Origin of the sequence: Kribbella steppae, assembly GCF_004342025.1 — a bacterium.
Lineage (GTDB): Bacteria > Actinomycetota > Actinomycetes > Propionibacteriales > Kribbellaceae > Kribbella > Kribbella steppae.
On sequence record NZ_SLWN01000004.1, the window covers coordinates 416,063 to 437,979 of the forward strand.

19 protein-coding genes are annotated in these 21,917 nt (G+C 68.7%); 2 read left to right on the forward strand and 17 right to left on the reverse strand.

The features are described 5' to 3' along the window. Nucleotides 1-21: 21 nt before the first annotated feature. The 13 genes from EV652_RS13980 to EV652_RS14040 form a co-directional block, all read right to left on the reverse strand. Nucleotides 22-405, reverse strand: coding sequence for a hypothetical protein (locus tag EV652_RS13980; RefSeq protein WP_132209515.1), 384 nt, complete (start codon nucleotides 403-405; stop codon nucleotides 22-24). Between the two features lie 42 nt (nucleotides 406-447). Further along, nucleotides 448-822 (reverse strand): hypothetical protein, encoded by a 375-nt coding sequence (locus EV652_RS13985; protein WP_132209516.1) that lies wholly within the window; start codon nucleotides 820-822, stop codon nucleotides 448-450. Between the two features lie 208 nt (nucleotides 823-1,030). Next, nucleotides 1,031-1,471 (reverse strand): alpha/beta hydrolase, encoded by a 441-nt coding sequence (locus EV652_RS13990; protein ID WP_132209517.1) that lies wholly within the window; start codon nucleotides 1,469-1,471, stop codon nucleotides 1,031-1,033. Between the two features lie 4 nt (nucleotides 1,472-1,475). Then, nucleotides 1,476-2,684 carry an acyl-CoA dehydrogenase family protein gene (locus EV652_RS13995; RefSeq protein ID WP_132209518.1) on the reverse strand — a complete coding sequence of 403 codons (1,209 nt, stop codon included), beginning with the start codon at nucleotides 2,682-2,684 and terminating at the stop codon, nucleotides 1,476-1,478. Further along, nucleotides 2,684-3,985 carry an acyl-CoA dehydrogenase family protein gene (locus EV652_RS14000; protein ID WP_132209519.1) on the reverse strand — a complete coding sequence of 434 codons (1,302 nt, stop codon included), beginning with the start codon at nucleotides 3,983-3,985 and terminating at the stop codon, nucleotides 2,684-2,686. Before EV652_RS14000 ends, EV652_RS13995 begins: the two co-directional genes overlap by 1 nt. A gap of 282 nt (nucleotides 3,986-4,267) precedes the next feature. Beyond that, nucleotides 4,268-5,527, reverse strand: a complete 1,260-nt coding sequence (locus EV652_RS14005) for an RNA polymerase sigma factor (protein WP_132209520.1) — start codon at nucleotides 5,525-5,527, stop codon at nucleotides 4,268-4,270. Between the two features lie 562 nt (nucleotides 5,528-6,089). Beyond that, a complete protein-coding gene (locus EV652_RS14010) occupies nucleotides 6,090-6,497 on the reverse strand; it encodes a TIGR03668 family PPOX class F420-dependent oxidoreductase (protein WP_132209521.1) in 408 nt (135 codons plus the stop codon). Nucleotides 6,498-7,273: 776 nt separating this feature from the next. After that, nucleotides 7,274-8,866 (reverse strand): phytoene desaturase family protein, encoded by a 1,593-nt coding sequence (locus EV652_RS14015; protein WP_132209522.1) that lies wholly within the window; start codon nucleotides 8,864-8,866, stop codon nucleotides 7,274-7,276. 116 nt (nucleotides 8,867-8,982) lie between these two features. Further along, a complete protein-coding gene (locus EV652_RS14020; RefSeq protein WP_132209523.1) occupies nucleotides 8,983-9,810 on the reverse strand; it encodes an HpcH/HpaI aldolase/citrate lyase family protein in 828 nt (275 codons plus the stop codon). Beyond that, nucleotides 9,811-10,998, reverse strand: a complete 1,188-nt coding sequence (locus EV652_RS14025; RefSeq protein WP_132209524.1) for a CaiB/BaiF CoA transferase family protein — start codon at nucleotides 10,996-10,998, stop codon at nucleotides 9,811-9,813. Then, a complete protein-coding gene (locus EV652_RS14030; protein ID WP_132209525.1) occupies nucleotides 10,995-12,983 on the reverse strand; it encodes an SUMF1/EgtB/PvdO family nonheme iron enzyme in 1,989 nt (662 codons plus the stop codon). Before EV652_RS14030 ends, EV652_RS14025 begins: the two co-directional genes overlap by 4 nt. Next, complete coding sequence (locus EV652_RS14035) at nucleotides 12,980-13,894, reverse strand: ribokinase (RefSeq protein WP_132209526.1); 915 nt, start codon at nucleotides 13,892-13,894, stop codon at nucleotides 12,980-12,982. The genes EV652_RS14030 and EV652_RS14035 overlap by 4 nt, the downstream gene beginning before the upstream one ends. Then, nucleotides 13,884-15,182: an ADP-ribosylglycohydrolase family protein gene (locus EV652_RS14040; RefSeq protein ID WP_132209527.1), complete on the reverse strand. Its 1,299-nt coding sequence runs from the start codon at nucleotides 15,180-15,182 to the stop codon at nucleotides 13,884-13,886. Before EV652_RS14040 ends, EV652_RS14035 begins: the two co-directional genes overlap by 11 nt. Before the next feature lie 80 nt (nucleotides 15,183-15,262). Here EV652_RS14040 and EV652_RS14045 point away from each other — a divergent pair, with 80 nt between their 5' ends. Beyond that, nucleotides 15,263-16,837 carry an alkaline phosphatase D family protein gene (locus tag EV652_RS14045; RefSeq protein WP_132209528.1) on the forward strand — a complete coding sequence of 525 codons (1,575 nt, stop codon included), beginning with the start codon at nucleotides 15,263-15,265 and terminating at the stop codon, nucleotides 16,835-16,837. 12 nt (nucleotides 16,838-16,849) lie between these two features. Continuing rightward, nucleotides 16,850-17,674 carry a discoidin domain-containing protein gene (locus EV652_RS14050; protein WP_132209529.1) on the forward strand — a complete coding sequence of 275 codons (825 nt, stop codon included), beginning with the start codon at nucleotides 16,850-16,852 and terminating at the stop codon, nucleotides 17,672-17,674. Between the two features lie 3 nt (nucleotides 17,675-17,677). Here EV652_RS14050 and EV652_RS14055 read toward each other — a convergent pair whose 3' ends face one another. From EV652_RS14055 to EV652_RS14070, 4 genes are read right to left on the reverse strand one after another with little or no spacing between them, the layout of a single operon-like run. Next, nucleotides 17,678-18,826, reverse strand: coding sequence for an ADP-ribosylglycohydrolase family protein (locus tag EV652_RS14055; RefSeq protein WP_132209530.1), 1,149 nt, complete (start codon nucleotides 18,824-18,826; stop codon nucleotides 17,678-17,680). Beyond that, complete coding sequence (locus EV652_RS14060) at nucleotides 18,826-20,109, reverse strand: ABC transporter substrate-binding protein (protein ID WP_242001751.1); 1,284 nt, start codon at nucleotides 20,107-20,109, stop codon at nucleotides 18,826-18,828. Before EV652_RS14060 ends, EV652_RS14055 begins: the two co-directional genes overlap by 1 nt. Nucleotides 20,110-20,117: 8 nt before the next feature. Then, nucleotides 20,118-20,951 carry a carbohydrate ABC transporter permease gene (locus EV652_RS14065; protein ID WP_132209532.1) on the reverse strand — a complete coding sequence of 278 codons (834 nt, stop codon included), beginning with the start codon at nucleotides 20,949-20,951 and terminating at the stop codon, nucleotides 20,118-20,120. After that, the gene (locus tag EV652_RS14070; protein WP_132209533.1) at nucleotides 20,948-21,871 is read right to left on the reverse strand and encodes a carbohydrate ABC transporter permease; all 924 of its coding nucleotides are present in this window, start codon (nucleotides 21,869-21,871) and stop codon (nucleotides 20,948-20,950) included. Before EV652_RS14070 ends, EV652_RS14065 begins: the two co-directional genes overlap by 4 nt. Between the last annotated feature and the right edge of the window lie 46 nt (nucleotides 21,872-21,917).

Below are 21,917 nucleotides of genomic sequence, written 5' to 3' on the forward strand. Positions count from 1 at the left end.
TGCAGGGTTTGGAGTGCCCGATCACGAACTGCGAGTGACCGGACGGCGGGGTCTGGCCGCCCTCGGCGGCGTACGGCGGAGCGGGTGTACGTCGAACACCACCCGCGCCGGCGCCAAGGGGTCGTACCTGATCGGGACCCGCCGACCGACGGGCGGCACCGCCCCCGGAAGCGGGTACCGCACGTCGTTGCGGATCAGCGAGGTCCCGACCAGGTAGCGGACCAGCAAGAACGTGCGGTTGCTGGTCCGCAGTACCGAGATCACCTCGGCGTTCGCCCGGCGCCAGTTCTCGTGCTCGATCTCGAGGTCCCGGTCCTGGTCAGCCCCACCGAGCAGGCTGACCAGGACCAGGACGCCGATACCCGTGGCCGTCCCAACCATCAGTAGCAGAACGATTGCCACCATCGGTCCGTCCCTCCTCACCTTAGGGATTCCCGATTTGCTGGACTAACCGTTCGCCAACTGGCGACGCCGGTACAGCCACAGGCCGCTGAACGCGAGGGCCGCACCACCGAGCGCGGACGCGCCGGACTGGAGAGCCTCGACTCCGTTGTCGTCCGACCTACTCTGCGAGACCGCGGCGGCCTGCGCGGGGACTACCTCGTACTTCGGGTCGAAGTTCGGGTAGTTGTACTCCGAGCGCCAGGTGCCAGCTCCCGGGTAGCCGGATCCCTCCTCCGGCCAGGTGGACACTGGCGGCGCGGTCTGTGAGGTGGATCCGGGAGTCCCCGGGTCCGTCTTGGCCGAGGCCTCGGTCGTGGTGAAGGCGACGGCGCCCATCGCGACTGCAACCAGTGCGAGGGTCGAGTACTTGCGGTTCATGATCGCTCCCTGGGGACTTCGCGGCGCGGATCGCCGCTACCCCTTCACGATTCGTCCGCAGGCCACTCACCCACATCCGAGTGAACCCCTCAGATCCGCAGCAGAAACCCTCAGATACGCGGTGCATTCCTACGACTGCAGGCTGCAGCGTCGCGGGCAGCAGCGCCGCGGCCAACTCAGCGACGCGGGCTGCAGCGTCGCGGGCAGTTCAGCGGCGAACGAACCACGGTGGCGGAAGGCCGACCAGCGGCGCTGTCCGCCGGAGCTCGCGAGCTGCCCCAACCAGGAACGGATTCGGGTTCGCGGGGCACACCTTTCCGTGCGGCGGAAGCGACACCGTGAGCAAGTAGGCGTCCACGTAGTCGGTCACACACTGGCTGCGTCCGTACGCGGTGTGCCCCCAGCCGGCGTAGCTGAGCAGGCGGCTGTTGCGCAGCAACTGGTCGCTCGCCACGGCGCCGGCATAGTCGGTGACACCGTCGAAGAAGTTCCCCACCACCAGCACGGGCGCCGAGGTACGAGCTGTCCACGGTCCGACGTAGCGGTCGGCGTTGACCGGCCAGCGCGCGCAGCCAGTGTTGCTCCACCACCAGAGCGGCCCGAACCTGGAGCCGAGCCGCGCGTACCTGTCGATCGCGAGCCAGTAGATACGGCTACTTCAGCTCAGCAGACGTCTTCCCGAGCAGTCTCCTCGCGATGATCAACTGCTGGATTTGTTGAGTCCCCTCGAAAATGTCGAGGATCTTGGAGTCTCGGGCCCATTTCTCCAGCAGGTTGTGTTCGGAGTAGCCCAGGGTGCCGGTCAGTTCGATGCAGCGGAGGGTGATGTCGTTGGCGGTGCGGCCGGCTTTGGCTTTGGCCATCGAGGCTTGGAGGGAGTTCGGCTTGCCGTTGTCGGCCATCCACGCGGCCTGCAGCGTCAGGAGATAGGCGGCTTCCCAGTCGGATTCCATCTGGAGGTACGACGCTGCCGCCGCGGGCTGGAGGTGGACGGGGCGGTCGTAGTCGACCTCCACACCAGCGTCGGCGAGCAACGAACGGGTGAGCTCCAGCGAAGCACGAGCAACGCCGACGGCCATCGCGGCGACCAGCGGACGAGTGTTGTCGAAGGTCTGCATGACACCCGCAAACCCTTTGTCCGTGTCGATCTCGGGTGAACCCAGCAGGTTGGCGGCGGGCACCCGGCAGTTCTCGAAGCGGATGGTGGCGGTGTCGGAGGCGCGGATGCCGAGCTTGTGGTCGAGCCGCTCGACCGTCATACCGGGCGTGTCCTTCGGCACGACGAACGACTTGATCGCAGCGCGTCCCAGCGACTTGTCCAGCGTCGCCCACACCACGACCGCGTCGCAGCGACCGCCGGCCGTGACGAAGATCTTCTCGCCGTCGAGGACATAGTGATCACCATCAAGCCGCGCCGTCGTCTGGATGTTGGCGGAATCCGATCCGCACCCGGGCTCGGTGATCGCCATGCCGGCCCAGACTCCGTCGAAGTGCCGAAGCTGCTCGTCCGAGGCCACTGACGCGATCGCCGAGTTACCGAGGCCCTGTCGCGGCATCGACAACAGCAGCCCGACATCTCCCCAGCACATCTCCATGACCGACAACACCGAGGAGAGGTTCGATCCGTTCACGACCCCGTCAGCGGCGTCCGCCGTACGACGTACGCCGGAAGCGCCCGCGCCCGAACCGGTGCCCGAGGCACCCAATCCGTCGACCACCGCGGCGAGCATGTCCAGCTCGACCGGATAGGTGTGCTCGGCCAGGTCGTACTTGCGCGAGTTCGGCCGCAGCATCTCCGCCGCGACCTGATGCGCCTGGTTGATGAACATGCGGAACTTGCGTGGCGTCTCCAGGTTGATCATCAGACCAGCACCGCACCTTCCATCACGCCGATCGCCCGCAGGTCGCGGTACCACCGCTCCACCGGATGCTCCTTCACGAACCCGTGCCCGCCGAGCAGCTGGACGCCGTCACTCCCGATCTGCATGCCCTTGTCGATGCACAACCGCCGCGCCAACGCGACCTCGCGAGCGAACGGAAGCCCTTGCTCAGCACGCGATCCGGCCCGATAGGTGACGAGTCGCATACCCTCCAGCTCGATCCCGATATTCGCGACCATGAACGCGACCGACTGCCGGTGACTGATCGGCTCGCCGAAGGCGGTCCGCTCGTTCACGTACGGCGTGACGTAGTCGAGCACAGCCTTCGCCGTACCGAGCGACAACGCACACCACCCGAGCCGCGAGAGCCGCACGCACTCGGCGTAGTCCTGGAGCGTGCCCAGCTGCACAGCCGGCACATCCTCGAGAATCACCCGGCTCAGCGAGGCCGCGCGCAGGCCCATCGACGGCTCCGCCTCGATCGTCACGCCGGGGTGCTCCGACTCGACCAGGAACAACGCCGGACCCTGGTCCTCCAGCTGTGCGGCGATCACGAACAGTTCGGCCTCAGCGCCTCGCGGCACCAGCGACTTCACCCCGTTCAACAGTCCGCCAGTCGCTGTTGTCTGCAATGTAAACGGGTCAAATAATGGCCGCGGTTCAAGGATCGCCAACGCGGCCGCCGGTACCGACGAACCGGTGAACGCGGGCAAGTACGTCGCCTGCTGCGTCTCGTCACCCCACAGCGAGATCGCCGTACTCACCGCCGCCGGCGCCAGGCACGCGACCGCCTGACCCAAGTCGCCGTGCGCCATCGCCTCGGCGACCAGTACGCCGGTCATCGCAGACCGCTCGGTGACGATGCCGCCGAGCTCCTCCGGTACCTCGATCAGGCTCAATCCGAGCTCGGCGGACTGCTCGAGCACCTTCGGGTCCGTCGCACAGGCGGTGTCCGCGTCGGCTGCGGCAGGTCGCAGTACCTCCGCAGCGAACTCCTTGACCACCTCGACGACCATCTGCTGGTCCTCGGTCGGGGTCAGATCGAACCGCCCACTCCCCTTCGCGACCGGCAGCCGCGATGGTTGGGCGAGTTTCGACGCGGCCGTGAAGCTCCGAGTCAGCGCGCCAGCCGTCCGGAATCCGGTCTTGGTCGCCTCGAACACCACCCGCTCGGTCTGCTTCCGCAACCCGAACCGGTCGATCGCCCGCGAGTTCGCCAGCCGATTCAGCAACGCGACCCCGCGGCCGATGGCGTCTCGGCGGCTCTTCACCGGAAGGCTCATACCCGCTACTGTAAACCGAAGTTACAACCCAGGTCACGTGACCCAGCACACAGCACGGCCGCGGCACGGCGGAATGCCGCTCGGATTGCCCATCAACTGTCCGGTCAGCTCGGGTCCGACCGGCCACCGCCGCCAAGGCAGCCTTCACCGACGGAATGAACGTCGTCGCCATCGTCGGCGCCCCCGCCTTCCTCGGCTGCGCACCCCTGGCCACGCTCGCCGTCAAGGTGCCTTCTCCTCTGCGGGAGTTCGCGGGCCAGCTCCCCCGGAGATGCCTAGACGTCAGCCGCCGGTGTTCCCTCCGGAGATGCCGGCGGCTTTGGCGGTCAGGTAGCGCTGCTCGGGCAGGCTCGTCGTACGGCGTGCGGCGGCGAGGTAGTGATCATGCGCCTTCGCGAGCTCGCCCGCCCGCTCGAAGAGATGTGCGCGTACGGCATCCAGCCGGTGGGTCTCGGTGACGTTCTTGTCGGCGTCGAGCGTGGCGAGCAGGTCGAGACCGGCCTGGGGACCTTCGACCTGGGCGAGTGCGATCGCCCGGTTCAGCGTGACCATGGGGTTCGGTGCGAGCTTCTCCAACAGCAGGTAGAGACCGAGGATCTCGCGCCAGTCGGTCTCCTCGGCACTCGGCGCCTCGGCATGGATCGCCGCGATCGCCGCCTGCACCTGGTACGTACCGACGGCCCCCTGAGCCAAGGTCCGCAGAATCAGCGCGGCGCCTTCCTCGATCTGCTTGCGATCCCACAGCGCCCGGTCCTGCTCGTCGATCGGGACCAGGCCGCCGTCGGCCGTCGTACGCGCCGTACGACGGGAATCCGTCAGCAGCATCAACGCCAGCAGGCCCGCCACCTCGCCGTCGTCGGGCAGCAGCTCGTGCAGCATCCGGGCCAGCCGGATCGCCTCGGCGGTCAGCTCGACCCGCTGCAACTCCTCGCCCGAGCTGGCCGTATACCCCTCGTTGAAGATCAGGTACAGCACCTGGAGCACCACCCGCAGCCGATCGGCCCGCTCCTCCTCCGGCGGCATCGCGAACCGGCTCCCGGCCGCCTTGATGCTCTTCTTCGCCCGGCTGATCCGTGGCGCCATCGTTGCCTCCGGCACCATGAACGCCCGGGCAATCTCAGCGGTCGTCAGACCGCCGACCGCGCGCAACGTGAGCGCGACCTGCGAGGCCGGCGTGACAGCCGGATGGCAGCACAGAAACAGCAGGGTGAGCGTGTCATCGGAGTCTGGCGGCGCGTCCACATCAGCGCCTGGGGCAACCATCTCCTCCGGCCCGGCCATCGCCGCGACGGAGTCCTCACGCCGCCGCCGCGCGTTCTCACTGCGGAACTGGTCAGTCAGCCGCCGGGTAGCGACCGTGATCAACCAGCCGCGCGGATTCGCCGGTACACCATCCACCGGCCACTGCGTCGCCGCCGCCAGCAAGGCCTCCTGTACGGCGTCCTCGCACAGATCGAACTGCCCATGCCGCCGAGCCAGAAACCCCAGCACCTGAGGCGCCAACTCCCGCAGCACCCCTTCAACACCCACTCCATCACCCACCCGCAACCCTCCTCCACTCACCCACCCCACCCTAGGCCCGCACCGGTCACCCTCCGCCCGACCGCCGCAAGCCCGCCGCTTCGAGCCCTCCCCCTCCCAAGCCCGCGCCAACCGCACAGCCGACCGACCGCGCCGCTTCGAGCCACCCCTACCCAGGCCCGCGCCAGCCGAACGGCAGACCGAGCGCGCCGCTTCGAGTCACCCCCTCCCAGCTCGGCATCAGCCGACGTACCGCCGAGTGACCGCGCCGCTTCGAACCGCCCCCTCCCCGCTCGGCCTCAGCCGCCGTACGCCCGAGTGACCGCGCCGCTTCGAACCGCCCCCTCCCCCAGGTCGGCGGCAGCCGCCGTACGGCCGAGTGGGGGCAGAACGCCGGCTTCGAACCGCGCTCCCCCACCGAGACACGCGTCAGACGGTGTCCGGGCGGCTGGGGCGAGGACGCCGCATCGAGCCCCCTGTCCAGGCCGACGTCCGCCGCCATACGGCCGAGTGAGCGCGCCCAGGACCTGCTCCAGACCGGCGACCTCCACCGCGACCTCGTCGCTGCCCTCCGCATCGCGACTCAGGTGTAGGACCAGCCGGACCAGCCGTCCACCTGTACGACGATCACCGGCCCGCGCGGCGGATCGGCCTCGTACTGCGGGTACTTCGCCCGCAACAAGTCGACCGCCGCCGGCGCCTCCGACAGCACCCGCGCGACCCCGTCGACCCGCACCCACCACAGATGCGTCCAGTCCTCGTCGTACTCGTCGACCAGGATCGCCACCCGCGCGTTCTCCGCGATGTTCCGCAACCGCCGCAGCGCGATCGTCGTCTTCGGCTTCTGATCGATCCCGACGAACACCTCGTCGCCATGCACCGCATAAGTCACCGGTACGACGTGCGGCCGCAGATCAGCCCCCACCGTCGCCAACCGCCCCACCCGCGCCGCCGCGACCCGACCCCGGCACGTCCCCTCATCCAACCGCACCCCCCGACCCTATTCCCCCACCCGCCCACCACCCCACAACCACTGACCCCACCTCCCCGCATTTGGGTGGATAACCCCTCAACTTGGGGGTTCTCCACCGCGAATGTGAGTGGATAACCCACAAGTTCATGGGTCATCCACTCAAGTTGCCGTCACTGGGCCGTCGGCCCCGGCGACCGGCCGGCCTGGAGGTGGCCGGCAGGGCTGGGCGGGGAGGTGGGCGGCGGCGCGGCCCGGCGGGACCGGGTGTCGGAGGCGGCCGGCGGGGCCAGGCTTGGATGTGGCCGCCGGAGCCGGCCGGTGGGGTCAGCCCCTGAGATTGGGGGTTGCCCACCGAGATTCTGAGTGGGCAACCCCCCAGGTCGGTGGTCAACCCCTCGGATTGGGGTGTCCCGACGGGCGGAAGGGCGCCCGGGGAAGGTGGGGGCCAGCGTCGGATGCGGCCGGCGGGGCCAGGCTTGGATGTGGCCGCCGGAGCCGGCCGGTGGGATCAGCCCCTGAGATTGGGGGTTGCCCACCGAGATTCTGAGTGGGCAACCCCCCAGGTCGGTGGTCAACCCCTCGGATTGGGGGTTGTCCCGAGGGCCGAGGAAGGGCGCCCTGGGGAAGGTGGGGGCGGCGGAGCGGACGGGGGCGCCGTGCGGAAGGCGGGGCGGCGGAGCGGGCCGCGGCGACGGCTGGCGGACTGGGGCGACGGCTGGCGGACTGGGGCGACGGCTGGCGGGCGGGGTGGGGGCTGGCGGACTGGGCGACGGCTGGCGGAGTGGGGTGGTGGGTCAGCGTTGGAGGTGGCGGAGGGCGGCGGTGGGGAGGGTGCGGGTTAGGGGGCCTAGGACGGAGGCGTCGCGGAGGGCTGTGCGGGCGGCCAGGTGGCCGCAGGCGCCGTGGACGCCGCCGCCGGGGTGGATGGCGGAGCTGCCGAGGTAGAGGCCGGAGACGAAGGTGCGTGGGCTGCCGAGGCCGATGGTCGGGCGGAAGACCAGTTGCTGGTGGAGTTGCATGGTGCCGCCGCCCACGGCGCCGAGGCCGAGGGACGCGTTGCCGGCCTCGAAGGCGCTCGGGCGTTGCAGGTCCCGGTCGATGATCAGGTCGCTGAACCCGGGAGCGAACCGCTCGATCGCACGCTCCATCCGGCCGGCCAGCTTCCCCGCCGACTCATCGTCCGCGATTCCACGCGGCAGGTGCGAGTAGGCCCAGACAGCCTCGGTCCCCTCCGGTGAGCGGGTCGGATCCGACTTCGTGGTCTGCCCGATCAGCAGGAACGGCGCCGACGGCAGCCGGCCGGTGTCGAGGTCGGCGCCCAGGTGGACGAGGTCGTCGGCGGTTCCGGCCAGGTGCACCACGCCGGCGGACCGCGCCTCGGGCGACCGCCACGGGATCGGTCCGCGCAGCCGGAAGTTCAGCTTGACCGTCGGGTAGTCCCACTCGAACCGCTCATCCAGGTCCCGCCGCAGCCCGGCCGGGATCGTTGCACTCGGCAACAGATCGTCGTAGAGCGTCGGCGCCGACGTGTCCGCGATGACGGCGCGGTTGACCACCACCGTCTCCCCGGAAGCCGTGCGTACGCCGGTCACGCGCCCGGACGAGACCTCGATCGCGGAGACCGGCGTACCGGTGACGAGCAAGGCACCGGCGCGTTCGGCCCGTCGGACCAAGGCACCGGACAACGAGCTCGATCCGCCCTCGGCGACCGGGTAGCCGACGTCCTGCGCCAGCATCGCGAGCAGCCAGCCCATCGTGCCGCTGACACTGCCCAACAACGGTGCATCCGCGTGCAGTGCATTGCCGGCGAGCAAGGCACCGCCGCGCGGACCCTCGAACAACTCCTTGCCCATCCGATGCATCGGCATCGCCATGAACCGCGCGAATCGCAGCAGCTCCCCCGCCGACCCGAGCTTGCGGACCAGCTTGAGGCCCGGCCCGACCGGCGGCCACGCGGTGAGCAGCGCTTTCAGCAGCGGCTCACGGATCGCGACGTACTGCTGGTAGAGCCGCAGCCACGCTTCGCCGTCCTGGGGATGGTCGACCGCGATCGACTTCGCGGTGTCCTCAGGGTCCGGATGGAGCGCGACCGAGCCGCCTTCCTCGTCCAGCAGGTGAACGAGTGGCAGCGGCGCATGCGCCCAGCGAAGGCCGTGGTTCTCCAGCTCGAGTGCGCGCAGTACCGGTGACGCCACGCCGAGTGGGTAGTTCGAACTGAAACGATCGCTGATCCAGCCGTCGCTCTCGGTTGACCGGACCGCACCGCCGAAGGTCTCGGCTGCCTCCAGCACCAGCACGTCCCAGCCCGCGTCGGCGAGGGCGATCGCGCTCACCAGCCCATTCGGCCCCGACCCGATCACCACGGCATCAACACTGCGCGGCAGCATGCCTACGACCTTAGGGCATGCCGCCCGATCCCGTGCAGTCGCGAGCAGGTGCTCGGTGGTGTGTCTCGGTGCGCCACCGAGTGCCGCGCAGCACGCACGGGATCGGGTGGGATGCCCTAACTCTGCCTGGCTTCGATCTCTCGCATCAGGGTGGTCAGCTCGCGGGCGCGCCCCACCATGGCTGGGTCGACCATCCGGCCGTCCGGCAGCACGATCACACCACCTTCGGCCACCCCGGCCTTCTCGACTGCGGTCAGCAGGGCCTCGGCCTCGGCCATCTGTACGGCGGTTGGCGTGAAGCACTCGACGATCGTCGCCAGCTGCCGCGGGTGGATCGCCGTACGCCCGACGAAGCCGAGCGCCCGGCCCTCCAGACTCGTCCGCCGCAATCCGTCCAGATCGTTGACATGCGGATACACCGACATCATCGGTGCACCCAACCCGGCGGCCCGGGACGCCGACACCAGCCGACCGCGAGCCCATGCCAGACCGGGAGAGCCGTCGACACCCAGCGAGCTGGCCAGGTCAGCTTCGCCGAGTGCGACCGCGACCACGCGCGGATCCGACGAAGCGATCTCGAACGCCTTCTCCAGTCCCAGCGGCGACTCGATGATTGCCGTGATCCTTGCCGACGGCACCTGTTCCAGTACGGCGTGAATGTCGGCCGCGCTCTCCACCTTCGGCAGCCGGACCCGGATCCGCGGCACCGCGGCCACCGCGGCCAGGTCGTCCTCGATCCACGGCGTACCGGGCGCGTTCACCCGGACCTCCACCGGACCCGAGGCGTTGGCGGCGATCCACGCCACCGCCCAGCCGCGCGCGTCCGCCTTGTCGTCGACCGGGACCGCATCCTCCAGATCGAACACGACCACATCGGGGCCAGCGGCAACTGCCTTCGCGAACCGATCCGGCCGGTTGGCCGGGACATACAGCGCAGTAAGCACCTAGACCACGCCGGCTTCGCGCAGCGCCGCGAGTTGCTCGGGCGTGACGCCGATCTCCGCGAGCACCTCGTCGGTGTTCGCGCCATGTGGCCGGCCGGCCCAGCGGATCGACCCCGGCGACTCCGACAACCGGAACAACACGTTCTGCATCTGCACCGGTCCCCCCAACTCCTCGTCGTCCACGGCAACGATCGTCTGCAGAGCGGCGTACTGCGGATCGGTCATGATGCCGCGGATGTCGTGCACCGGCCCGACCGCGGCCTCCGCCTTCTCGAACGCCGTCATCACGTCATCCAGCGACCGCTCCGCGATCCACGACCCGACCGCGTCGTCCAGTACGTCGGCATGCTCGGCCCGCTCCCGACCGGTCCGGAACCACGGCTCCTCGACCAACTCCGGCCGTCCCACCAGAGCCATCACGCGCTCGGCGATGCTCTGCGAACTGGTCGACACCGCGACCCATCGGCCGTCAGCGGTCCGGTAGACGTTGCGCGGCGCGTTGTTCGACGACCGGTTTCCTAGCCGCGGCTGGACGTACCCAGTCTGCTGGTACGCCGTGATGCCACCGCCGAGCATCATCAGGATCGGTTCGATGATCGCCATGTCGATCACCTGCCCCTGGCCGGACCGATCACGCTCGCGCAGCGCGACCATCACGCCGTACGCGGTCGCGAGCGCGGTGATCCCGTCGGCCAGCCCGAACGGCGGCAGCGTCGGCGGGCCGTCCGGCTCACCGGTCACGGCGGCGAACCCGCTCATCGCCTCAGCCAGCGACCCGAATCCCGGCCGGCTCGACCATGGCCCGACCTGACCGAACGCCGTGACCCGGGCGATCACCAGCCGGGGGTTGACCGAGAGCAGCACGTCGGGACCGAGGCCCCAGCGCTCCAGCGTTCCCGGCCGGAAGTTCTCGACCAGTACGTCGTTCTGACGCACCAACTCGAGGAAGACGTCGCGACCCCGGGACAGGTCGAGCGTCGCGAGCCGCTTGTTCCGGCCGAGCGTCTTGAACCACAGCCCGACACCGTCCTTCGAGGCGCCGTGTGTCCGGGCCGCATCGGGTCGGGCCGGGTGCTCGATCTTGGTGACGTCGGCCCCGAAGTCCGCCAGGAACGTCGCCGCCAGCGGTCCCGCGAACAGCGTCGCCGCCTCCAGCACCTTCACACCGTCGAGTGGAGCAGGTCTCATCCCGCAACCCTGAAACCGATGGTCTCGGAGCGATCGAGACCACCACCGGTCAACACGAGCTTGAAGCTCACCTCGGGTTCCTTCGGCCCGCCGTCGGAGTACCAGTCGGAACCCTCGGCAACATAATGCGACCCGCCCTTGAGGATGCAGAACCGGCTGCGCCCGTCCCGATGCTCGCTCTCGGTCAGGTTCCACACCAATGGCTCGGCCCGGGTGAACCCATCCAGTCCGGCCGCGACCTGCCACTCGTCCTCGGTCGGCAACCGCCCGCCGCGCCAGGCCGCGTAGGCGCGCGCGTCCGGCAGGTCGACGTACGTCACCGGGTGGCCCTCAGTCCCGACGACGGGCGCGCCGTCGACCCAGTGCTTGAGGAACCTGTTCGCAATCCGCGGCCGATAACCGGTCGCCCCGAGGAACTCGGCGTACTGAGCGTTCGTCACTTCGGAGATCGCGACCGAGATGCCCTCCAACACGACGTCCCGTCGGACTGTCTGGATGTCGTGCAACCGTGGCGGCAGCGGCTTCCACTCCTCCACGTACGGCGCCTGGTCGTACAGCCCGGTCTCACGTCGCCGGTGCCGGACCGTCAACGCCTGCTCCCCCGCCGGTACGACGACCACCGGGCCAAGCTCGGCGTCACCGGACACCGCGGCCACCTCGACCCGCCGAGCCGGTGACATCGGGAACGCGGAGTCCTTCAGGTGCGGTCGCGGCAGCGTGCCCAGCCGCCGTGCCGTGGCCCGGCAACTGGGTCCGGCGGTGGCGCCGACCCGGACGATCCCGGTCACACCACGCCCTGGAACGACCAGGTGGACCCCGTCGTCGTCGGCGGTGATCGGTACGCCGGACGTCACGTCGTACCAGTCGCCGACCTGATCCTCCGAGCGCAGCACGATGCCCTCGAAGTCCTCCTCGTCGCGGTTGATCAGCGTCCAGAAGGTGATGTCGGCCAGATCCCAGCGCGAACCGTAGACGCCGTGCTCCCGCGCCTTGTCCGGGACCTCCGGCGTCAGTTGGATCCAGTCACCGTTGATCAGCACCGGCGCGAAGGCGCGTTGCGCGGCAACCATCCGGCGCAGCGTCGCCCGGTCGCGCGCGTTCCAGCCGACCCACGCGGAGAAGACCGACTCCCAGACCAGCATGCCGACGCCGTTCACCCAGGCGGACTGCAGCTCGTCGCTGTGGTCGCGGTTCCAGCGGCGGGTGTGGTGCATCATGTGCCGGCGCTCGAACAGGTGCGCACGCAGGATGCCGGGCGCCTTCGTGTCGGCGAACCACTGCGCCCAGGACAGCGCGTGGTCCCCGACTCTTGCCATCGGCAACCGCGACTCGCCTTCGAAGGCGATCGCCGGATTCGCCTTGCGCAGCGCGCGGGTGAAGGCCGGGTCACCCTCCTTCAGCGTGTCCAGGAAGACACCGTCGACGGCGTAGTCGGTGACGAGAGACGCGAACTCCTCCGCGTCCGAACGCGCGGCCCGGCGGGTGCCGACGTCCCACGGGTTGTAGTCGAAGAACACCTTCAGCCCGAGCCGGTGCAGGTCGTCGATCAACTCCCGCAACTTCGGTACGTCGCGGTAGAAGTCGAACTGGTTGCGCGAGTCGATGCCGATCACCGGATAGGCATGCCACAGCACGACCGCGTCGTACCCGCCGAAGTCGTCGATCCCGTGCTGGACGAACTTGTCCGGCGTGAACTTCCCGGTCTCGACGTCGTAGAGCTGGTCGTCCCAGAGCCAGACGAGCGCCACCGAGTACGCCGTCTGGGTCCACTCCCGGCCGGGGACCTCGTAGTGCGTGCCGTCGTACGGCGTCCGGTCGTACGCGCCGATCAACCACTCGGCGAGCTTGCCGCGCCACCGCGGCAGGTCGGCCGGGTCCTCCGGCGCGCCGAGGATCTTGGCGTCGTCGAGGAAGGCCAGGTCGGCCCGGAGCCCCAGATCGACCCTGGCGGGCAGATCGATGGGCCGCGGCTCGAGCGGATTCACAGGTACACCTCCGCATAACGCGCGTCGATTGCATCCCCGTGAGGCACCGAGGGAATCGCCCCCGCGGCCTGAACACTCAATGAAGCAGCAACGTTAGCGCGTCGGACAGCATTCGTCAGGTCGCTTGCCGTGATCGGGTCGGTAGCTGACACAGCAGACAATGCTGCCGCCAGCACACCGCAGAACGTGTCACCCGCGGCCGTGGTGTCGACCACGTCGACCTGGACTCCCGGGACCTCGATCTCGTCACCGCCTCGGGTCAGGATCACCGCACCGGCACCGCCGAGCGTGACGACGGCGGCCGGCACCCGTTTGAGCAGCGCGGACCGGTCGGCGCCGGCGATCATCTCCGCCTCGGTCTCATTCACCACCAGCAGGTCCACGTCGGCGAGCAAGTCGTCGGAGAGCTCGGCCGCCGGGGCCGCGTTGAGGATGAAGTACGAGCTCGTCGCGGCCGCCTCCTGGACGGTCGCGAACGGGATCTCCAATTGGGAAAGAACGATTTTCGCTCGGCCCACGACCCGGGCCGCCTCCTCGGACAGCGTCAGCTCGCCGTTCGCACCCGGCGCGACCACGATCGAGTTCTCCCCGGAGTCGTCGACCGTGATGATCGCCGTACCGGTCGGGGTGCTGCTCGACGACGAGACCAGGGAGAGGTCAACACCGGCGCCGGACAGTGCGTCGCGGAGAAGATCACCGGCGTCGTCCATGCCCAGTGAGGCGACGATCGCAGTTCGTGCGCCTGCCCGGGCCGACGCGACCGCCTGATTCGCTCCCTTGCCACCGGGTCCGCGGGTCATCACCCCCGAGAGCACGGTTTCGCCGGGGCGCGGGATCCGCTGGACCGGGAGAACCAGGTCCACGTTCGCACTGCCCACAATGACCACATCAGGGACGACATCAGGCTCCACCCCGTGCCACCTCCACAGTCCTCGCTGCCAGCTCGTCGATCGCGATCTGGTTCATTCCCGGCAGGCTCGTGGCCACCCGGTTGTCCAGTGGTGCAGACCACTCTGCCGGAACCCCGCGTACTGCGCCAAACACCGCACCGACCGTGGCGCCGGCCGAGTCGGTGTCCCACCCGCCCATCACCGAACGACCGACCGCGGTGGCGAAGTCGGGAGCGGTCAACGCGTACGCCGTGAGTGCTGTGTTGTTCACCGCGTGCACCCAATGCAGGTCGCCGTACTCCGCGTGCAAGGCGTCGAGCGCTTCATCCAATTCGACCTCCGCGAGAGCCAACCCGAAGCGGACAGCTTGTGCGATTGCGCCGTCGGCGGCGACGACCTCGAGCCCGGCGACGGCCACTTCGCTTGGGTCGTCCAAGACCAGAGCTGCGGCCGACATCGCAGCGACCCAGAGAGCTCCGTCGACACCTGCACCGCTGTGGCTCAAACGTGCGTCGACCAGCGCGAGCCGGGCTGCCGCCGTGCGGTCGCCCGGATGCGCCCAGCCGTATGCGTCGGTGCGGATCTGTGCACCGATCCACTCGCGGAACGGGTTGCCGACTACCGCTGCCCGGGCCGGCTCGACGCCGTCGAGAAGGTTGCGGTAGGCAACGCGCTCTGCGGTGAACACACGGCCGGCGGGCAGGTCGTTCAGCCAGGCCTCCGCGACGTCCTCCGTGGTCAGCGCCGAGCCATGCCGCTCCAGCAACTGAAGCGCCAGGATGGCGAAGTTGAGGTCGTCGTCCTCGGGCATCCCGTTGATGACCTCGCGCAGGCTGGTCGGCTTCGACCGCCGGTTCCACGGCCAGCGCTCCTGCACTTCGTCCGGTACGCCGATCGCGGTGATGTACTGCGTGAGCGGCCACTGGCCCGACGTCTCCAGGATCTCCCGGATGCCCTCACGCGGGATCTTCTCCACCGGCTTCCCGAGCAGGTTCCCGGCGGCCCGGCCCAACCACGCGTTCAGCGTCCGCTGCTCGACGTCATCCGCGCTTTTGAGCACCGGGACGTCGGGGATGGCCGGTTCCTGCCATGCGGTGGCCCGCCGGTCCAGTTCGTCCATCAGTTCGCGGGCCAGCGATCGCAGTTCCGGCGAGGCCGGCTCGTCCGTGGCTCCCGAGGCCGGGGCGTCCGTCGCACCGCCGGCTTCGCGCCATCGGGCCTCGACGTCGGCGACGTCGACACCTTCGGAGCGGGATTGGATCAGTTGATGTGGCAGCAGATCCTCCGGCTGCACCCAGCTCAGTCTCATCCGGATCCTTCCTTCCCTTGTTGCAGCAGGCGAAACGCGTCCCTGGAACGTCGTGACACAACCGCCTGATACTCCGTCACATGTCCACCCGCCGCAGCTTCCTCACCGCGACCGGCGCCGCCGCCGCTCTCGCCCTCACCGGCAACCTCCCTGGCCTTGACGCAGGTCTTGATGCAGTAGGAATACCGCATCGCACCGACAACCGGCCGTTGTTCACCTTGGGCGTCGCGTCCGGCGATCCGATGCCGGACGCCGTGGTGATCTGGACCCGCCTCGCGCCGGGCCCGCTGGAGCCGTTCGGCGGGATGGACGACCGCATGGTGACCGTCGACTGGGAGGTCGCCGACGACGACGCGTTCCGCAGAGTGGTACGACGCGGCACGGCCCACGCTCGGCCGGAGTACGCGCACACTGTGCACGTCGACGTCCGCGGACTGCGGCCGTGGCGGCACTACTTCTACCGATTCCGCGCCAAGGGTCAGATCAGTCCGGTCGGACGTACTCGTACCGCGCCCGCGCCGACCGACCAGCCCGCGGTGACGATGGCGGTCGCGTCGTGCCAAGCCTTCTACGACGGCTACTACACGGCGTACCAGGACGTCGTACAACGGGACCACGACGTGGTGCTGTTCCTCGGCGACTACATCTACGAGGTCGGCGTCGGTCCGACGGCCGGCGTCCGCAACCAGGCTGTGCCGGTCGACTTCGCCGGTGAGATCTTCACGCTGGACGAGTACCGCGCCCGGTACGCGCTCCACCGCACCGACCCCGACCTGCAAGCCGCACACGCGGCTGCGCCGTGGGTGGTGACGCTGGACGACCACGAGGTGGAGGGGAACTGGGCCGGCTACATCTCCGAGGACGGCCTGCCGCACGACGAGTTCGTGGTACGCCGTGCCAACGGCTTCCGGGCGTACTGGGAACACATGCCGCTGCGCCTCGACCAGTCCGCCGACGGGCCGTCCATCCGCCTGCACCGGCATCTCCGCTACGGCCGCACGGCCGACCTGAGCGTGCTGGACACCCGGCAGTTCCGTGACGACCAGACGGGCACCGGTGGTTGGCTGCCGCCGGATGAGGTTTCGCAGGATCCTGCCCGCACGATCACAGGTGCCGAGCAGGAACGCTGGCTGCTCGAGACACTCGGCCGCTCCCCCAGCCGGTGGAACGTGGTCGCCCAGCAGGTCGCGATGGCCCAACTCGATCGGAAGCCCGGCCCGGATCTCGAGCTGCCGATGGACACCTGGAACGGGTACGCCGCCTCCCGGGACCGGGTGCTGTCCGGCGTCCGCGATCGCGGGGTGCGCAACTTCGTCGTACTGACCGGAGATCTGCATCGCAGCGTCGCCTCCGATCTGCGGGTCGACTTCGCCGACCCTTCGACGCCGGTTGTCGGTACCGAGTTCGTCACCACGTCGATCTCCTCCGGCAAGGACGGTGTCGACGCGGACGCCACCGGCAATGCACTCCTCGCCGAGAACCCGCACGTCAAGTTCCAGAACGTCCAGCGGGGCTACCTCAGCTGCCGCCTCGACCGCACCCAGTGGACGTCGGAGTTCCGCATCGTCGACCGCGTCACCACGCCCGGCGGTACGGCGTCCACCCGAGCCACCCTGGTCGTCGAGGACGGCCGTCCCGGTACCCACCTGGCCTGAACGGAATCGACCATGAATCGCGCCGCCCTGCTCGCCGTCCCGCTCGCCTTGCTCGTTCCCTCGCTGGCAGTTGCTCATGGCAACACCATCGAGATCAGCGCCACCCCGCAGCCGGTCGAGGTGGTGCCGCTGCCGTGCTTCCCGTCCGGCAAGCTCACCCTCGGCATGACCAACACCGGCCGGAAGGCGACCATCGCCGACATGCGTATCAGCGGCGACCCAGGACTGACCCTGTCCCGGCATCAGTTCTCCAGCTATCTGCCCGTCGACCAGCTCGTGAAGGCGCCGCTCGAAGTGACGGTCCCTCGCGGCACCGCGCCGGCGACGTACAGCGTCAGGCTGCAGGTTGGACGCGAGCAGCTCACCGCACCGGTCACGATCCTGCCGACGCCGCCGAAAGGGCCGGGCGACAACCTGCTGCTCGGTGAACAGGCCGTCGCCTCGTCCACGCACGGCAACATGCGGCTCTGCGGCGGCGTCGACGGCAACGCCGACTCCGAGCAGTGGGGCGCCAGCGGTTGGCACGACGCCACCAAGGGCGTCTTCCCGGACAACTACGGCGTCGACTTCATCGCTCCGACGACGGTCGGCCGAGTCGTGCTGCAGACGCTCGACTCGGCCCGCTACCCGGCCGCCGTGATGGGCATCCGCGACTTCGACGTCCAGATCCGGGTCGGCTCCGAATGGACCACGGTCGGCGAGATCCGCGGCAACGTGCAAGGACACGTGTCTGTCTCGTTCACACCGGTGACAAGCAATGCAGTGCGACTTGTCATACAAGACTCCAACGATCACGGGTACTCCCGCATCGTCGAACTCGAGGCCTATAGCGCCTGACATTCAGACCAGTGCGTCCAGCGCGGCCGTCCGCCGGGCCCACCGCTCGGCGTCGGCCGCGCGGATGTCCTCCGCCACCGACGCCATCACGCGCCCGGGCAGCTCCAGGTTGGTCTTGCTCGCCTCGGCGATGTCCGCCGCCCAGTCCGCCGGTACGCCGTCCAGTCCGTTGAGCGCGCCGGTGATCGCACCGGCCATCGACGCGATCGAGTCCGCATCCCGGCCGTAATTGGTGCCGCCAAGGACGGCACGTCGTACGTCGCCCTCCGACACCAGCACGAACCCGAGCGCCACCGGGAGCTCCTCGATCGACTTGGTCCGACTCGGCCTGCGGGCGTCGAGAGACTGGTCGCGATAGTCCGGCCCGATCAGGTCATAGGGCTCGATTGCCTTACGCAGCACGGGAATCGCCTGCTCCCAGTCGGTGATCCCGTCAGCGGCCGCGACCACCGCCTCGACGGCCCTCCGAGTGCCGTCCTTGGCCAGCGCCAGCCCCGCCTCCACCGCCGAGGCAGCCGTTGCCCCGGGCGTCATCGCGGCGGCGACGGCGGCCGCGAACACGCCGGCCGCCTCCCGCCCGTAACTCGACTGGTGGGCACCGGCGACGTCGATCGCCTCGGCGTAGGCGCCGTCCGGGTCGCCCGCGTTGGCGATCCCGACCGGCGCCATGTACATCGCCGCGCCACAGTTGACGATGTTGCCGACGCCGGCCTCGCGCGGATCGACGTGCCCGTAGTGCAACCGGGTGACCAGCCACTTCTCGGCCAGGAACACCCGGTGCAGCAGCAGCGCGTCGGTCTCCAGCTCGGGCACCCACCGGCGCCCGATCATCATCTTCGGCACCAGCACGTCCGCGATCGCATACGCATCCAGGTGGGCCCGGCGCTCGTCGTACACCTCAACCAGCGCATGCGTCATCAAGGTGTCGTCGGTGATGTGCCCGTCACCCTTGTGGTACGGCGCGATCGGCCGGGCGGTGCGCCACTCGTCGTACCAGGGACCGACGATGCCGGTCACCCAGCCGCCGTGCCGTTCCTGGATCGCCTCCGGGGTCCAGCCCTCGACGGCACCGCCGATCGCGTCACCGACCGCGGAGCCGACGAGGACCCCTGTCGCCTTCTCCTCCAGCAAGGTGTTGGTTCTGTCAGGCATCAGCTGTTGACCTGACCCCATCCGTCACTCAGTTTCTTGCCCAAGGTCGCCAGATCGGTCTTGTTAGCCAAGTACTCCTGTAAGGCAGGTGTCGCGATCTGGTCCTTCCACTTCGGGTAGTTCTCCACGCTCTGGAACGGCGCCTTGGTCAGCTCGCCGGCGCCGGCCAGCGTCTGCTGCCAGCCGTTCTTGCCGCCGGTCGTCTTCAGGATCGCGTCCCGGGCCGCCTGGGTGGTCGGGATCAGCCAGTCACCCTGTCCGACCGCGGCCAGGTTCTCGGCCTTCATGAAGTAGTCGATGAACTGCGCGGACTGCTTGATGTGCTTGCCCTCGGCCGGCACCGACAGCGTCTGTGGGTTCGCCGCCTGCTTGACGCTGGTGCCCTTCAGTGGCGGCAGCACCTCCCACTGGAAGCCCTTCGGCGCCTGCTCGACCATCTGCTGGGCGGCGTAGTTGCCACCGACGACCATCGCGTATTTGCCGGCGAAGAAGCCCGGCAGAACGTCGGAACCGCTCTGCGTCAGCGAGGTCGGCTCGATCGACTTGTCCGTGTAGGCCATCGCGTGGATCCGCTTCGGCACCTCGAGCTCGGGGTCGCCGATCTTCGCGGTCGCGTCCCGGCCGGTGCCCTCGAAGAACTGCGCGTCGAAGTTCATCCCCAGGTTCAGCACGGTCGCGGTCGGGCTCTTCAGACCCCAGCCGAGACCGTACTTGCCGCCCGCAGTGAGCTTCTTGGCATCCGCCTGCAGTTGATCCCAGCTCAACGACTCACCGGTCGTCGCGATCCCGGCCTGCTTGAGCAACGCGGAGTTGCCGAAGACGACGTACGACTGCAGCAGCGTCGGCGCCGCCCACACCTTGCCGTCGCTGGACACCGAGTCCCAGACACCCTGCGGTACGGCGTCCTTCGTCTCCTGACTCAGGTACGGCGACAGGTCGGCGAGGTAACCCTGGTTCGCGAAGCCGGTGATGTCGGCGGACTCGTCCTGGATGATGTCCGGCGCCGTACCACCCTGGAACTGGGTGACCAGCTGATCGTGCACCGAGTCCCAGCTGCCCTGGACGTACTCGACCTGGATGTTCGGGTTGGCGGCGTTCCAGTCCGCGACGATCTTCTTGGTCGCGGCGACAGTGGTCTTCTGGAACGCGAGGCTCTGGAACTTCAGCGTCACCTTCTCGTTCGACGATCCGGAGTCACCGGAACTGTCGTCACTGTTGCCCCCACACGCCGCGAGCGTCACCAGGGCGCTTGCCGCGAGCAACGCGGTCATGACCTTCTTCATCACATCTCCTAACCTTTGACTGCGCCGCTCAACAGGCCGGACGTCAGCCGGCGCTGCAGGAAGGCGAAGAACACGAGACTGGGAACCGTCGCCAGCACCGATGCGGCGGCGAGCGGACCGAACTGAACCTGGCCTTCCGCACCGACGAAGCGGGCGAGCACGAGAGGCAGGGTTTTGAGCTCCGGGTCCTGTAGCAGGACCAGAGCGAAGAAGAACTCGTTCCACGCCGAGATGAAGGTGAACATCGCGGTCGCGATCAGCCCGGGTCGCAGCAGCGGCATCACGATCGACACGATGGTCCGCAGCCGCCCGGCCCCGTCCACCGACGCGGCCTCCTCCAGCTCCCGCGGTACGGCGGCCACGTAGCCCTGCAGCATCCACAGCGCGAACGGCAACGACCAGACCATGTAGACGATCACCACACCGGGGATTGTGTTGGTCAGGTGTAGCGGCCGCAGGATCATGAACAGCGGGATCACGATCAGGATCACCGGGAACACCTGGCTGACCAGGATCCAGCCGTTCGTGACCGGACGCAGCCGGCTACGGAACCGGGCCAGCGCGTACGCGACCGGCAGTGACACGATCAGTACCAGGATCGTGGTCGCGATCGAGATCTGCACGCTGTTCATCAGCCCGCGGACCAGGCCCTGCTCGCTCAGCGCGTCGCTGTAGTTGGTGAAGTCGACGTCCTTCGGCAGCAGGCTCGGCGTGATACTGGCGAACTCCCGCGGCGACTTCAGCGAACTGGACACCAGCCACAGCAGCGGGAAGGCGAGGAACATCAGGTAGCAGACGACGGCGACGTACTGCAGCGCGCGGGCGACCGGACGGGTTCTCATGCCTCGCTCCTCAACCGGTTCCGCAGGTAGAAGGCGAGGAACACGATGATGATCACGACCATCACGTCACCCATCGCGGCGGCCATCCCGAAGTTCCCGTACCGGAACGCCTCGTTGTAGGCGAACAGCATCGGCAGCATCGTCTTACCGCCCGGACCGCCGGCGGTGAGCACGTAGACCAGGCCGAACGAGTTGAAGTTCCAGATCATGTCCAGGCTGGTGATCGCCACGATCACGGTCTTCAGCTGCGGCAGCGTGATGTTCCAGAACTGGCTCCACGCGCTCGCACCGTCCACCGCGGCCGCCTCGTACAGCGACCGGTCGATCCCTTGCATCCCGGCCAGCAGAGTGATCGTGGTCATCGGCATGCCGACCCAGATGCCGACCACGATCACTGCCGGCAACGCCGTACTGAAGTCGCCCAGGAAGTTGATCGGCTGGTCGGTCAGGTTCAACTTCTGCAGGACCTCGTTGACCGGGCCGTTGGTCGGGTGCAGTAGCAGTCGCCACATGATCGCGACCACCACCGGCGGCATCGCCCACGGGATCAGCGCCAGCGTCCGGGCCACGCCGCGGAACTTGATGTTCGTGTTGAGCAGCAGTGCCAGGCCGAGCGCGGCGACGAACTGCAGGATCGTCACCGACAAGGTCCAGATCACGCCAATCCGGAACGACGACCAGAACAGGTCGTTCTGCAGCAGCTTCGAGAAGTTGTCGAAGCCGACGAAGTTCGTGTCGACGTTGAGGCCGGCGCGGGCGTCGGTGAAGCCGAGCGCGATACCGCGGATCAGCGGGTAGACGCTGAGCAACAGCACCGGTAGCAGCGCGGGCAGGAAGAGAAAGATCGCCTCCCGATTCTGCTTCGGCCGAACGGTTTTCCTGACCGGCGTTTCCGGCGGGGCGGTGACGGTCGCGGTCATGGAGTCTCCCGGCCTGGACTGAGGAGCGGAGGGAGCCCGGTCATGG

Excerpts from the sequence above, each read along its gene's own strand:
- EV652_RS14015 (WP_132209522.1), bottom strand. The coding sequence starts at position 8,866 with ATGCTGCCGCGCAGTGTTGATGCCGTGGTGATCGGGTCGGGGCCGAAT.
- EV652_RS13980 (WP_132209515.1), bottom strand. The coding sequence starts at position 405 with ATGGTGGCAATCGTTCTGCTACTGATGGTTGGGACGGCCACGGGTATC.
- EV652_RS14045 (WP_132209528.1), top strand. The coding sequence starts at position 15,263 with ATGTCCACCCGCCGCAGCTTCCTCACCGCGACCGGCGCCGCCGCCGCT.
- EV652_RS14050 (WP_132209529.1), top strand. The coding sequence starts at position 16,850 with ATGAATCGCGCCGCCCTGCTCGCCGTCCCGCTCGCCTTGCTCGTTCCC.
- EV652_RS13985 (WP_132209516.1), bottom strand. The coding sequence starts at position 822 with ATGAACCGCAAGTACTCGACCCTCGCACTGGTTGCAGTCGCGATGGGC.
- EV652_RS14025 (WP_132209524.1), bottom strand. The coding sequence starts at position 10,998 with ATGAGACCTGCTCCACTCGACGGTGTGAAGGTGCTGGAGGCGGCGACG.
- EV652_RS14060 (WP_242001751.1), bottom strand. The coding sequence starts at position 20,109 with ATGAAGAAGGTCATGACCGCGTTGCTCGCGGCAAGCGCCCTGGTGACG.
- EV652_RS14000 (WP_132209519.1), bottom strand. The coding sequence starts at position 3,985 with ATGAGCCTTCCGGTGAAGAGCCGCCGAGACGCCATCGGCCGCGGGGTC.
- EV652_RS14070 (WP_132209533.1), bottom strand. The coding sequence starts at position 21,871 with ATGACCGCGACCGTCACCGCCCCGCCGGAAACGCCGGTCAGGAAAACC.
- EV652_RS14065 (WP_132209532.1), bottom strand. The coding sequence starts at position 20,951 with ATGAGAACCCGTCCGGTCGCCCGCGCGCTGCAGTACGTCGCCGTCGTC.
- EV652_RS14040 (WP_132209527.1), bottom strand. The coding sequence starts at position 15,182 with ATGAGACTGAGCTGGGTGCAGCCGGAGGATCTGCTGCCACATCAACTG.
- EV652_RS13995 (WP_132209518.1), bottom strand. The coding sequence starts at position 2,684 with ATGATCAACCTGGAGACGCCACGCAAGTTCCGCATGTTCATCAACCAG.
- EV652_RS14055 (WP_132209530.1), bottom strand. The coding sequence starts at position 18,826 with ATGCCTGACAGAACCAACACCTTGCTGGAGGAGAAGGCGACAGGGGTC.